We start from the raw sequence: 12732 nt of genomic DNA, 5'->3' as shown, positions 1-12732 counted from the left end.
GGGGATGTGAGCGAATGCTCGCCAGCCCTTTGTTCGAGGGGGCATGGGTTTCGGGCAGGGGTGGGGCTGGCTAACATGGCAAGCCATGCGTTTCGCTTTCAACCACCGTCCGCGGCCGGTCGCCGGTCCGCCAGCAGGTGCCACCCTGGTACCCGAGCAGCGCCTGGGCGTCTGGATGTTGCGCCGTGCGCTGCACGCCAGTGCTGCCGGCCAGTGGTATCGCGCCGAGCATGTGCTGGCCCGCGGGCAGCGCGCCGCCCTGATCGTGTTCGAGAACGCCACCGATGCCGCCGCACTGATGCTGCGCTTCGCCGATGGCGCCTCCGAGCTGGCGCGCCTGGAGCACCATGGCATCGTCACCCCAATGGACAGCGGCGTCACCCCGCATGGCAAGCCCTTCCTGGTGCTGCCCTGGGTGGAAGCGCGGCCGTTGATGAGCCTGACCGAGCGCCTCGCCCTGCGTGAAAGGCTGGCGCTTCTGCTGCAGCTTTGCGATGCGCTGGCCCATGCCCACAGCGAGGGCCTGCTGCTCTCCGAGCTGGACCCAAGCCTGCTGTGGGTGCGCGCCGATGGCCGCCTGCAGCTGATGGGCTTGCACCTGAGCCACGAGGAATTGCCCGAGCCGCCGCACCCGGCCCTGCTGGTCTATGCCAGCCCGGAGCGTCGGCAGGGAGCGGCGCCCAGCAGCGCCAGCGAAGCCTATGCCCTGGGCGCGCTGCTGTGCGAGCTGGTGCATGAACGCGCCCCTGATCATCACGAAGCCAGCCCCGAGCACGACAGTGTCGCCACCCGCTGGCCCGAGTTGAGCCCGCAGCAGCGGCTGAGCCTGGAAGCCCTGGTGCACAAGGCCGCCAGCCCCCTGCCGGAGCAGCGCCATGCCAGTTCCGAAGCACTGGGCCTGGACCTGCGCTCCTGGCTGGCTGGCGAAAGCCATTCAGCCCTGCAATTGACGCCGATGCCGATCGCCAATTCCGCGCCCATGCCCCTGGACAGCGGGGCCGATGAAGCCGCAGGTGCGACATCCTGGTTCTGGCGTTTCTGGCGCCAGATCACGGCCAACGAGCCTCGCTAGTCAGCACCCCGTACGGCCCCAGTACGGCCCGGCACTGGCGGCACTGCGGCACCCGCTCAGGCGAGCTGCGGGCCTGCCTTGCCGGCTTCCACCACGAAGCGGGCCTGCGCCTGCACGGCGCTCTGCGCATCCCAGGGATCGAGCACGGCGCGCAGCTCGGCCTGCATCAGGCCAGCCTTGAGGTCGAACCGCACGTAGCCACGCTGGTCGCTGCGTGACAGCAGCATGTGCGGGTTGTGGGCCAGCCCCTGGGTCATGCGCTCCTGCGAACCGCCGTGGCTGGTGATCGAGGTGCCGCAGAACTCGCTGGCCAGCAGCGGTGAGTCGGTCCGGTCGAAATCGGCGCGCAGGCCCGCCACATGGTTGGCATGCACATCGCCTCCGAGCACCACGGCATTGGGCACCTTGGCCGCGGCAAGGTCGTTCAGCAGGCGCGAGCGGGCGGCCGGGTAGCCGTCCCAGCCATCGGTCCAGTAGCGGCCGCCGCCGTTGCTGGTGTCGCGCTGGCTGTGGCGGGCCATCAGGGTCTGCTGGGCCAGCAGGTTCCAGGGGCGGCTGGCGTCCCAGGTCTGCGCCAGCCAGCGCTCCTGCGCTGCGCCCAACAGGCTGCGGTTAGGCTCGATGAGGGCCGGGCATTCGCTCAGGTCCACGGTGTTCGATCCGCTGCGGCCCGGCTTGGGGCAGACCTGGGGGTCGCGCCAGCTGCGGCCGTCCAGCGTGATCACACGGGCCAGCGATCCCCAGTCCCAGTGCTGGTAGAGCCGCAGCGGCGCCAGGTTGTCGGCCCGTGGCTGCCAGGCCTTGGGGAAGGGCATGTGCTCCCAATAAGCCTGAACGGCAGCGGCCCGGCGTGCCGGGAAGTCTGCCGCCAGGTTGTCGCCCTGGTTGCCTGCATAGTCGTTCGACACCTCGTGGTCGTCCCAGGTGCAGAGCCAGGGTGCGCGGGCGTGCATGGCCTGCAGGTGAGGGTCGCTCTTGTGCAGGGCGTAGCGCTGGCGGTAGTCGTCCAGGGTCTGGCAGGCGCGGCCGGTGTGCTGGCGCTTGGCCTGGCTGTCCTTGCCAGGGCCGTACTCATAGATGTAGTCGCCCAGGAAGAGCACCAGGTCCAGCTCCTGCTCGGCCATGTCGCGCCAGGCGGCGTAGAAGCCGTGGTCATAGCGCTGGCAGGAGGCGATGGCGAAGCGCAAGGTGGCCGGAGCGTCGGGTGCCGGCGCGGTGCGCGTGCGCCCGACGACGCTGCGCTGGCCCAGGGCACTGAAGCGATACCAGTACCAGCGATCGGGCTTCAAGCCGCTGGGCTCGGCATGCACGGTATGGGCGCTGTCAGGGCGCGCGGCCTCCACGCCGCTGGCGGCAATGCGCTGGAAGCCCTCGTCCTCTGCAAGCTCCCAGCGAACCTCGACCTGTTCGGGCAGCGCAGGGCCGGTGAGCCGGGTCCACAACACCAGTCGATCAGGACGCGGGCAGCCCGAAGCCAGGCCCAGGGCGAATCGCTCGGTGTCGGCGGCCAGGGCATGGCGCAGGAACAGCGGCGCCGCGCCCGCCGCCAGGGCCCATTGGAGAAGCTGGCGACGGTCGGTGTTGATGCTCATGGCAGAAGAGCTTACTCAGGAATCGCGATGTGCCATTGACGGGCCAGCTCGCGCAACTCGCCTGTCGCCCGCATCTGGCTCATGACCTGGTCGATGCTGTCGCGCCAGGCTTCGCCCCGCGCATTGCGGGTGTAGGCGAAATGCCCGCGCTGAAAGCTGATGGGAGGATTGATGATCTGCAGCTCCTGGGCGAGACCCAGGGCTTCGATCACCGGTGCGGTGTTGCGCTCATTGCTGGCCAGCAGTTCGATGCGTCCGCGCTTGAGCATCAAGAGGCCGGTCTCCACGGTCAGCGCGGTACTGAGCACCTGCAGGCCCGGACGGGCACGCTCGAACTCGTCGCCGTAGGCCCAACCCTGAACGATGGCCACGGGGACCTGTGCCAGCGCCGTGAAGTCGCCCACCCAGTGCGTGGCCAGGTTGCGCCGGGCATAGAAGACCAGGGCGTCGGCATAGAAGGCCTGGCGCGAGAAAAGAAAGCGCTGCTCACGTTCCGGCGTGCGGTAGGGGCCCACCAGCACATCGGCCTGGCCCTGCTCGACCATGGCCTGCGCGCGCAGCCAGGGCAGCACCTCGAAACGCAGGCCCAGGCCCATGCGCGCGGCGGCGCGGCGCATCAGCTCGGCACCCAGGCCATCGGCCTCGCCTGGCTTGCCGCTGGCCTCGAAGATGCGAGGGAATGAGGTGCCCACGACCAGCAGATCGCGCGCCAGGGCCGGTTGGGCGACCAGGGCCAGCGGCGCCAGCAGGCACAGCCGCCGGACAGCACGATGCTCATCCATCAGTGTGGCGCCCCTGGGGGAAATGCTCATGCCGCAGAGCTTAAGCGATGCATCGCCAGTCATGAGCGATGGCTATCATCCTTTGCATGCCCACCGATGTTTCGCCAGCCCTGTCGGGCCAGCCGCCCGCCCTGCCGGCTCGCCCTGCGCTGAGCCGTCCGAACCACGCAAGCCGCTGGCTGGCGATGCTGCTGGCCCTGGGCTGTGGCCTGCTGGGCCTTGGCCTGGCCAGCCACTACCCTTTGCTGCCGTCGCTGGCTGTCGCTGCCTATCTGGCTGTGCTGGCGGCCAGCTTCCGCTGGTGGCAGGCCGCGCCCCTGCTGTTGATCGGCCTGGTGCCTGTGCTGGGTCTGGCCACCTGGACCGGCTGGTTCATCTTTGAGGAACTGGACCTCCTGGTGATGGCTGCCGCCGCGGGCGGCTATGCCGCCTATGCGCTGGGCCGGGTCGACAGCAAGGCCCAGGCCTGGCGCCGGCCGCTGGCGCCCTCGGCGCTGGCCAAGCTCTTGCTGCTGCTGTTCGCGGCCTCGGTGCTGCTGTCGGTCTGGCGCGGCATCCAGGACGCCGGTGGCCTGGAATTCGGCTGGTGGCAGGGCTACCTGGAATCGCTCAACGGTCCGCGCCAGGCCAAGGGCCTGGTCTATGCCCTGCTGCTGCTGCCCTTGTGGCAACGCGCGGCAGCGAGCCGGCCGGACCGGATCGAGCGCGGCATGCTCTTCGCCATGTGCCTGGCGCTGGCCGGCATCGCGCTGGCGGCCCTGTGGGAGCGGGTGGCTTTCCCCGGTCTCCTGAACTTCAGCTCAGACTACCGCAGCACGGCCATGTTCTGGGAGATGCAGGTGGGCGGCGCGATGCTGGATGGCGCCCTGCTGCTGTGCCTGCCTTTCGCGCTGGCGGCGCTGATGCGCCAGCGCAGCCCGGTGCTGCTGGGGCTCTTGCTGGCCTTGGTGCTGATGGCCAGCTATGCCGCGCTCACCACCTTCTCGCGCGGCGTCTACCTCGCCCTGCCGGTGACCTTGGCAACGCTGCTCTTCCTCAGCTATCGCCAGCACCATGCGCGCAGCACCTCGCTGGCCGAGCAACCCCAGCACCTGGAAACGGCCTTGCGCGCCTTGCCCTTGCTGGCGTTGCTGGGCTTGTTCGGTTTCAGCGCAGCGCAAATCTTTGCGGTGGCTGGCTATCGTGGCTTGCTGGCACTGTCCGGTACGGCCTTGCTGCTGCTGTTTGCGCCGCGGCAATTGCTGGTCGAAGGCGTTGGCGCGCGTGCCCTGGTGCTGTCCATGGCGGCCTTGCTGGGCACGCTGGCGGCGGGCTTGAGTTGGTCGGTGGCGAACTGGATACCCAAGTCCGCCTATGTGATCTATGGGCTGTCCTTCGCCTTGGGCGCCTTGCTGATGTGGCGGCCGCCCAGCCGCATGGAAGCCACGCTGCGCACAATGCTGGTGAGCACGGTGTGGTTCTGGAGCCTGGGTTGCGTGGCCGTGGTGGCAGGCAACTGGGGGGGCGAGCTCGCCTTGCGCGCGACGCTGTGGCCGCTGGCGCTCTGGGCGCTGGCCTGGGTCTGGTTGCTGGGCGCGGCGCCGCAGGCGGCTGATCGCCTGCTGGCGCTCCACTGGCGGGTGCGCGCGATCCTGGCTGGCGTGCTGCTGGTCAGTGGCGCCATCGTGTCGACGCTGGAAGGTGGTGCCTATCTGGGCGAGCGCATGGCCACCGGCGTGCAGGACCTGGGCGCCCGTGTCGATCACTGGCGCAGCAGCTACCGGCTCCTGCAAAGCGATGAGGAGCGTTGGCTGGGGCGTGGCAGTGGCCGTTATATGGCGACGCGTTTCTATTCCGGCCCGGTGGACGAGCGGGTGGGCGACTTCCGCCTCGGCGATGAAGCGGGCCAACCTTTCCTGCGCCTGAGCGGCGGGCGCCATCTGCTGGACTATGGCGGCATGCTGCGCGTGACCCAGCGCATCGCCGTGCCGAGCGGGCCCCTGACGCTGCAGGCGCGCGTGCGGGCCGGCGAAGCAGCAGGCCTCTTTGCCGAGGTGGCCGAAAAGCATCTGCTCTACCAGGAAGGCCGCAGCCACAAGGCCTTGCATGTGAAAGGCAAGCCCGGTGAATGGCAGACGGTGCAGCTCAAGCTCGATGCCTTGCCGCGCGGTGCCGGCGGCGACTGGTGGGCGCCGCGCCTGATCACCTTTGCCATCGCCGAAACCGTGGCGGGCAAGGAGCTGGATGTGGGCGAGCTGCAGTTGATTGACGCCTCGGGCCGCAATTTGCTGGCCAACGGCGACTTCTCCGCGGGCCTGGCGCGCTGGTACTTCACCAGCGACCGCCACCACCTGCCCTGGCATGCCAAGAGCCTGCCCTTGCACCTGCAGTTCGAGCAGGGCTGGGTCGGCCTCTGGATCTGGGCTGCACTGGTGGCCGCGGCGCTTTGGCGCGTCAGCCTGGGCCGTGCGCGTGCCCATGCGCTGGCACCGGCGGTGGCCGCGTCCCTCGTCGGCTTCCTCATGGTGGGCCTGTTCGACAGCCTGCTCGATGCGCCGCGCATCTCCTTCATGTTCTACAGCGTGCTCTTGCTGGGCTTGTGCCTGCGGGCACTGCCGCCGGGCGTGGTGCAGGATTCGCGTCAGTAGCCGCTCACGGGGCGCCGCTATCATGGTCGGCCCCCATAGTGCCGTTAGTGCCGTTATTGCCGTTATTGCCGTCCGTGCCGTCCGTGCCGTTCGTGCCCTTCCCCGATGTCCTCCCCGCCTCTCGACGCTGCCGCCACGCTCAACCCCGCGCAATTGGAGGCGGTCTACCACCTGACCGGGCCCTGCCTGGTGGTGGCCGGTGCCGGCTCGGGCAAGACGCGAGTGATCACGACCAAGATCGGCCAGTTGCTGAAGTCTGGCTACGCGGCGCGCAATATCGCCGCCATCACCTTCACCAACAAGGCCGCGCAGGAAATGCGCGAGCGGGCCAAGGCGCTGGTCGGGCCCCGCGCCGCCAAGGACCTGGCGATCTCGACCTTCCACAGCCTGGGCGTGCGCATCCTGCGCCAGGAGGGCACGCGCGTCGGGCTGAAAGAGCAGTTCTCCATCCTCGACAGCGACGACGTGCTCTCCGTGCTGCGTGATGCCGGCGGCACGACGGATGCCAACCAGGCGCGCTCCTGGCAATGGACGATCTCGCTGTGGAAGAACATGGGCCTGAACGCTGCGCAAGCCGCCGCGCAGGCCAAGGACGAGAACGAGCGCACCGCGGCCATCGTGATGACCAAGTACCAGGAGCGTCTCGCGGCCTACCAGGCGGTTGACTTCGACGACCTGATCTCCCTGCCGCTGAAGCTCCTCACCGAAGATGCCGAGGCGCGCGGCAAGTGGCAGGACACCCTTCGCTATGTGCTGGTCGACGAGTACCAGGACACCAATGCGGTGCAGTACGACCTCCTGAAGCAACTGGTCGGTGAGCGCGCGCTGTTCACGGCCGTGGGCGACGACGACCAGAGCATCTACGGCTGGCGCGGCGCGACCATCGAGAACCTGAAGCGCCTGCCGCTGGACTTCCCGCAACTGAAGGTGATTCCGCTGGAGCAGAACTACCGCTCCACCGGCGCCATCCTGCGCGCGGCCAACAACGTCATCGCGGTCAATCCGAAGATCTTCGACAAGAAGCTGTGGAGCGAGTTCGGTGATGGCGAGCCGGTGGCCCTGGTCGAGTCCGATGGCGAAGACCACGAGGCCGAGCGCGCCGTCTCGCGCATCCAGGCGATACGTGGCCAGGGCGGCGCCGGCATTGAGTTCAAGGACTTCGCCATCCTCTACCGCGCCAACCACCAATCACGGCCTTTTGAACAGGCACTGCGCCGCGCGAACATTCCCTACAAGGTCAGCGGTGGCCAGAGTTTCTTCGACAAGGCCGAGATCAAGGACCTGTGCGGCTGGTTGCGGCTCCTGGTGAACCAGGATGACGACCCGGCCTTCCTGCGCGCGGTGACCACACCGAAGCGCGGCATCGGCCACCAGACCATCGCCGGGCTGAGCCAGTTCGCCGGCAAGTGGAAGTGCAGCATGTACGAAGCGCTGTTTGCCGAGAGCCTCGGCACGGCGCTGAGTGCCAAGCAGATCGGCTCGCTCCACGAATTCGGCCGCTATGTGAACGAGCTGGAATACAAGGCTCGTCACACGTCAGGTGCGAAGGAAGCGAAAGTGCTGCTGCTGGAATGGCTCAGCGACATCGCCTACGAACAGCATCTCTACGACAACGAAGAGAACGAGAAGGTCGCGGCCGCGCGCTGGAACAACGTGCTCGATTTCGTCGACTGGGTGGCCAAGCGCTGCGGCGGCGAGATCCAGGAGGACGGCGGCAAGTTCGAGACCGAAAAGCAGACCGTGCTGCAGGTCGCGCAGACCATCAGCGTGATCCTCTCGATGGCCGAGCGCAACGAAGACCAGGACCAGGTCGTGCTGACCACCCTGCATGCCAGCAAGGGCCTGGAATGGCCGCATGTCTTCCTGGCCGGCGTCAACGAAGGGCTCCTGCCCTTCAAGGCCGACGACGAAGAGATGACGGCCCAGCGGCTCGAGGAAGAACGCCGCCTCATGTACGTGGGCATCACCCGTGCCCGCAAGACCCTGGCGGTCAGCACCCTTCGCCGGCGGCGCAAGGCGCGCGAGCTGGTGATGGGCATCCCGAGCCGCTTCATCCTCGAGATGAAACTGCACGAGTCGTCGGTCAAGGAAGACCCGCGCGAGAAGCTCAAGCGGCTGCGCGAGGCGTTTGCTGCAAAGGGGGCGGCGTCGAGCGCAGCCCAAGCTGCCGACAAGTCCTGAGCGGCGCGACGCCGCCGTTCGCCCGGCCTCTGCGGCGCCCGGATTCCGGACATTTGCAACGCCGGGCCGGCGCCGCTGCGCTTAGGATTGCTGATCGCGTTGGGACAGTGCCAAGACCATGATGAACAAGCGCAGGCAGAGGTGGGCTGTGGGCTTGCTGGGCGTTGCCCTGCTGCCGGCGGCCTGGGCGGCCGATGACGACAGCCTCGAGGCATTGCTGCAGCGCGAGGTGCAGGGGCCGTCGCGCTATGCGCAGAGCCTGCTGGATGCGCCGGCTGCGGTAAGCGTGATCGGCCGGCGCGAGTCGGCCCTGCTCGGCCACGCCACCGTCGCCGACATGATGGCCCGCCTGCCCGGCATCTATTTCAGCCACTCGCGCCAGTACATCTCGGTCGGCATGCGTGGCCTCAACCGGCCTGGCGACTACAACGCCCGCCTGCTGATGGCCATCGACGGCTTCCGCAGCAACGATGCGACCTATGATCAGGCGCTGCCCGAGTACGAGTTCCCGCTCGTCGCGGAATGGATCAAGCGGGTGGAGCTGGTGCATGGCCCCAGTTCCTCGGTCTATGGTGGCAATGCGCTCCTGGGAGTGGTCAACCTGGTGACGCAGGATGGCGCCGACGCGCCGGGGCTGCGCCTTCAGGGCTCGCTGGGTAGTTTCGGCAGTCGTCGTGCGATGCTGCAGTACGGCGGCGTCGATGCCGGCGGCGGCGACCTGTTCGTCGGCGCCAACTTTCAGCGCAGCGATGGCGAGGACCTGGAGCTGCCCGAGCTTGGCCTGCCCGGTGGCCGCGTGTCGGGCCTCGACGGCATGCGCCATGCCAGCCTGTTCGCCAAGTACCGCCGCGGCGACTGGCGCGCGACGCTGAGCGCCATGCAGCGCGACAAGGATGTGCCCACCGCGCCCTATGGAACGCAGCCTGGTGTGGCGGGTACGCGCTACCGTGACAGGTACGCGCATGTCGAGCTCAGCTACGACGAAGGGTGGCGGGACGCTCTGCGGCGCAGCCTGCGCGTCGGCCTGGCGCAAAGCAGCTTCGACGGCCGCTATGTCTACGACCAGGGTCTGATCAATCGTGATCAGGCCGCAGCCCGCTGGGGCAGCGTCGACGCGAGGCTGCAGTGGAAGGGCTGGCTCAACCACGACCTGATGCTCGGGCTGGACGCGCGCACGGTGCCGGGCGTGCACCAGCGCAACTTCGACGAGCAGCCCTTTGCCTCGGTGCTGGACAGCCGTGAATCGAGCCACTCGCTGGGGCTTTACGCGCAGGACCAATGGCGGCTGAGCGAGAGCTGGCAACTGACCGCCGGCCTGCGCCTCGATGCGATCAAGGACTTTCGCGCCGAATGGTCACCGCGCCTCGCGCTGGTTTACCGGCCGCGACCGGAAGAATCGATCAAGCTGATGCTGGGTCGCTCGTTCCGTGCGCCCAACCTGGCGGAACGCTTCTATGCGGACGGGGTTTCGCAGCAGGCCAATACCGGGCTGTTGCCCGAACGGCTGCAGACGATGGAGCTGGCCTGGGAGCGCAGTCTCGACGCGCAGACCGCGCTGAGCTTCAACCTCTACCAGACACGCCTACTCGGCATGATCGAGATCGTGCCGATCGACGATACCAGCCTCGGGCGCTACGAAAACCTCTCGCGTGTCGCCACGCGCGGCTTTGATCTCGGCGTGGAGCAGCGTGGCCGCAGCGACTTCCATTGGCGCATCGATCTCTCGCTGATGCAGGCCCGCAGCGCCGGACAGAGGCTCAGCAACTCGCCGTCCTGGCTGCTCAAGGGTCACCTGATCCTGCCGCTGGCGGCCCACTGGAGCCTCGGCCTGGAGGGGCAGGCGATGGGTGCGCGTGAGGGCCGCGTGCGCGTGCCGGGCCATGTGCTGGTCAACGGACTGCTGCGCTTCACTGGCTGGCAGGGCCAGGTGCTGGGACTGCGCGTGCGCAACCTCGGCGATGCCCGCTACTGGGATCCCGCCGGCCCCGAGAACGAAGCGCTGCAGCGTGTGCCGCAGGCGCGGCGCAGCCTGCAGCTCGACTGGCAGCTCGCTTTCTGAGCCTGGGCAGCCATGTCGAACCGGCCCCTGACGCGAACTCTCGGCTTGCTGCTGCTGGCCCTGTCGCTGGTGGCCGAGGTCCGGGCCCAGGCCGACACGGCGGCCCAGCTGAAGGCGCAGATCCTGATTAAGGCCCTGCGCTTCGTGGATTGGCCCGCGGCCAGCCTCGGCCCGGGCCAGCCCTTGCACCTCTGCCTGGCCGACGATTCACCGCTGGCACAGGCCCTCGGGGCGCTGGCCGCGCCGGCGGTGAACGAGCATGCGCTGCGGCTGCGGGCGCTGCGCGATCGTCAGCTGGCAGCTTGTCACGTGGCGCTGGTCGGCCCGGCCCAGGACTGGAGCGGCGTCGCGACAGGCGCGACGCTGCTGGTGGCCGAGGCCCCCGGGATGCTGGATCGTGGCGCCATGCTGAATCTGCAGGTCGAGGACGGCCGCGTGGTCTTCGACGTCGACCTCGACGCGACGCGGCGGGCCGGCCTGGAGATCAGCGCCAAGCTGCTGCGCCTGGCGCGCTACGTGAGGAAGCGCTGAGATGAAGGCCTCAGGCTCGTTGCGAAGCTGGCGCTGGCTGCGGCTGCTGTTCGAGCAGCAGCGCGAGGCATTGCTGGCCCTGGGTGCCTTGCTGGTGTTCGCGCTGATGCTGACCCTGGTGCAGTACGCACGGCTGGACCAGCGCCTGCGCGAAGACCTGCAGGTGCAGGCCGACATGGTGGCCGACACTGCATCGGCCGCGCTGCTGTTCGACAACGCCGGGGACGCGGCCGAGATCCTGAGCGCCTTCAAGAGCTCGGATGCGGTCGACCAGGCCGTGCTGCTGGACACTGCCAATGGCGTGCTCGCGTCCTATGCCCGTCCGCCGCGCCCGCGTCACCGGCTGGACACGCTGGCCGGCCAGGTGCAGGTGGTGGCGCCGGTCCGGGCCAAACAGGACACGGTGGGCCGGCTCGTCGTGCGGGCGAGCCGGCTGGGCGTCTGGCTCGACCTGCTGAACTTCGTCGGCACCGCGCTGGGCATGCTGTTCGCGGCGCTCGGCCTGGCCTGGCTAGCCTCGCACCGGCTGCGTGCCGATGTGCGCGAAGCCGAGCGCCGCACGCGCTACCTGGCCCACCACGACGCGCTGACCGACCTGCCCAATCGCGAGACACTGCGACTGGCGCTGGCTAGCGCGGCGGCCGAGGCGGCGCAAAACGGCACGCCGGCCGCGCTGCTGTTCATCGACCTCGACAACTTCAAGCAGATCAACGACAACCATGGCCATGCGGCCGGGGACCGGGTGCTGCAGGCGGTGGCGCAACGGCTGCGCGGCCTGCTGCGCCCGGACGACCTGGTGGCGCGCCTGGCCGGTGACGAATTCGCGATGCTGCTGGCGGCCCCGGTCGACGAGGCGCTGGCCCGCGATGTGGCCTCACGGGTTGTGCAGCTGCTGCCGCAGCTGGTGGACGAGGAAGGCGACTGGCTGCGCGTCCATGTTTCGGTGGGTTTGGCGCTGCTGCCGGCCCACGCGCTGGACCCCGACGAGGCGATGCAGTGCGCCGACGCGGCGATGTACCAGGCCAAGCGGCTCGGCAAGGATGGCTACCAGCTGTATTCGCTCGAACTGGGCGAATCGCTGCGCGCGCGGCTCGGCCTGGAGCAGGACCTGCGCGAGGCCCTGGCGGCGCGGCAGCTGAGCCTGGCCTACCAGCCGATCTTCGACCGCGAGGGTCGGCTGGTCTCGATGGAGGCGCTGGCGCGCTGGCGGCATGCGCGCTGCGGCTGGGTTTCTCCGGCCGAGTTCATCCCGCTGGCCGAGGCATCAGGCCTGATCGTCGAGCTGGGCCTGAACGCGATCGAGCGGCTGGCGGCGGACTTGCGTGACTGGCATTCCCAGGGACTGGTCTGCCCGCCGGTGGCGCTGAACCTGTCGTCGCGCCAATGCCGGCGGCCGCGCGACCGCGAGCGTCTGCTGGAGGCGCTGGCCCGGCACGGGCTCGGGCCGCAGACGGTCGAGTTCGAGCTGACCGAGAGTTCGGTGTTCGAGGACCTCGACCAGCCTGATTCGATGGTGGCCCTGCTGCAGAGCCAGGGCTATGCACTGGCGATCGATGATTTCGGCACCGGTTACAGCTCCCTGGCCTACCTGCGGCGCATGCGCTGCCGCAAGCTGAAGATTGATCGTCTGTTCATCCACGGTCTGGCCAACAGCACCGAAGGCCACATGCTGGTCGAGTCGGTGATACGCGTGGCCCAGGCCATGCAGATGCTGGTCGTCGCCGAAGGTGTCGAGGAACGGGCCGACTGGCAGTGCCTGGTCGACATGGGTTGCGACCTGTTCCAGGGCTTTGGCCTGTCGCGCCCGCTGGCGCCGGTGCAACTGGCCGGGCTGCTGCACTCACAGCAGCAGGGGCAGCGCACCTTGATCGAGGCCTGAACGGCGGGT

The 12732-nt window shown here is 68.6% G+C and carries 8 protein-coding genes; 6 read left to right on the top strand and 2 right to left on the bottom strand.

What is annotated here, in order from left to right:
- Positions 1–85: 85 nt before the first annotated feature.
- Positions 86–1072 (top strand): protein kinase family protein, encoded by a 987-nt coding sequence (locus V3596_RS09795; protein WP_334277533.1) that lies wholly within the window; start codon positions 86–88, stop codon positions 1070–1072.
- A 56-nt stretch (positions 1073–1128) separates the two neighbouring features.
- On the opposite strand, the gene V3596_RS09790 is transcribed toward V3596_RS09795, so the two are convergent.
- Positions 1129–2664, bottom strand: coding sequence for an alkaline phosphatase D family protein (locus tag V3596_RS09790; RefSeq protein WP_334277532.1), 1536 nt, complete (start codon positions 2662–2664; stop codon positions 1129–1131).
- A gap of 11 nt (positions 2665–2675) precedes the next feature.
- Positions 2676–3476 carry a substrate-binding periplasmic protein gene (locus V3596_RS09785; RefSeq protein WP_334277531.1) on the bottom strand — a complete coding sequence of 267 codons (801 nt, stop codon included), beginning with the start codon at positions 3474–3476 and terminating at the stop codon, positions 2676–2678.
- Between the two features lie 38 nt (positions 3477–3514).
- Here V3596_RS09785 and V3596_RS09780 point away from each other — a divergent pair, with 38 nt between their 5' ends.
- The 5 genes from V3596_RS09780 to V3596_RS09760 all read left to right on the top strand — a co-directional run bounded on the left by V3596_RS09780 (position 3515) and on the right by V3596_RS09760 (position 12723).
- Positions 3515–6073: a hypothetical protein gene (locus V3596_RS09780; protein WP_334277530.1), complete on the top strand. Its 2559-nt coding sequence runs from the start codon at positions 3515–3517 to the stop codon at positions 6071–6073.
- A 105-nt stretch (positions 6074–6178) separates the two neighbouring features.
- Complete coding sequence (locus tag V3596_RS09775) at positions 6179–8254, top strand: ATP-dependent helicase (protein WP_334277529.1); 2076 nt, start codon at positions 6179–6181, stop codon at positions 8252–8254.
- A 121-nt stretch (positions 8255–8375) separates the two neighbouring features.
- A complete protein-coding gene (locus V3596_RS09770; RefSeq protein WP_334277527.1) occupies positions 8376–10313 on the top strand; it encodes a TonB-dependent receptor plug domain-containing protein in 1938 nt (645 codons plus the stop codon).
- A 12-nt stretch (positions 10314–10325) separates the two neighbouring features.
- Entirely contained in the window at positions 10326–10844 is a 519-nt protein-coding gene (locus V3596_RS09765) for a YfiR family protein (protein WP_334277526.1), read from the top strand.
- A 1-nt stretch (position 10845) separates the two neighbouring features.
- The gene (locus V3596_RS09760) at positions 10846–12723 is read left to right on the top strand and encodes a putative bifunctional diguanylate cyclase/phosphodiesterase (RefSeq protein WP_334277525.1); all 1878 of its coding nucleotides are present in this window, start codon (positions 10846–10848) and stop codon (positions 12721–12723) included.
- The last annotated feature ends 9 nt before the right edge of the window (positions 12724–12732 follow it).

Origin of the sequence: Roseateles microcysteis (assembly GCF_036880965.1) — a bacterium.
GTDB lineage: Bacteria > Pseudomonadota > Gammaproteobacteria > Burkholderiales > Burkholderiaceae_C > JAUASW01.
Note: the sequence above shows the minus strand (reverse complement) of the source record. Positions and strands in the feature narration are given on the sequence as shown.

Coding starts and splice junctions, on each gene's coding strand:
- V3596_RS09795 (WP_334277533.1), top strand. CDS start 86: ATGCGTTTCGCTTTCAACCACCGTCCGCGGCCGGTCGCCGGTCCGCCA.
- V3596_RS09785 (WP_334277531.1), bottom strand. CDS start 3,476: ATGAGCATTTCCCCCAGGGGCGCCACACTGATGGATGAGCATCGTGCT.
- V3596_RS09765 (WP_334277526.1), top strand. CDS start 10,326: ATGTCGAACCGGCCCCTGACGCGAACTCTCGGCTTGCTGCTGCTGGCC.
- V3596_RS09775 (WP_334277529.1), top strand. CDS start 6,179: ATGTCCTCCCCGCCTCTCGACGCTGCCGCCACGCTCAACCCCGCGCAA.
- V3596_RS09790 (WP_334277532.1), bottom strand. CDS start 2,664: ATGAGCATCAACACCGACCGTCGCCAGCTTCTCCAATGGGCCCTGGCG.
- V3596_RS09760 (WP_334277525.1), top strand. CDS start 10,846: ATGAAGGCCTCAGGCTCGTTGCGAAGCTGGCGCTGGCTGCGGCTGCTG.
- V3596_RS09770 (WP_334277527.1), top strand. CDS start 8,376: ATGAACAAGCGCAGGCAGAGGTGGGCTGTGGGCTTGCTGGGCGTTGCC.
- V3596_RS09780 (WP_334277530.1), top strand. CDS start 3,515: ATGGCTATCATCCTTTGCATGCCCACCGATGTTTCGCCAGCCCTGTCG.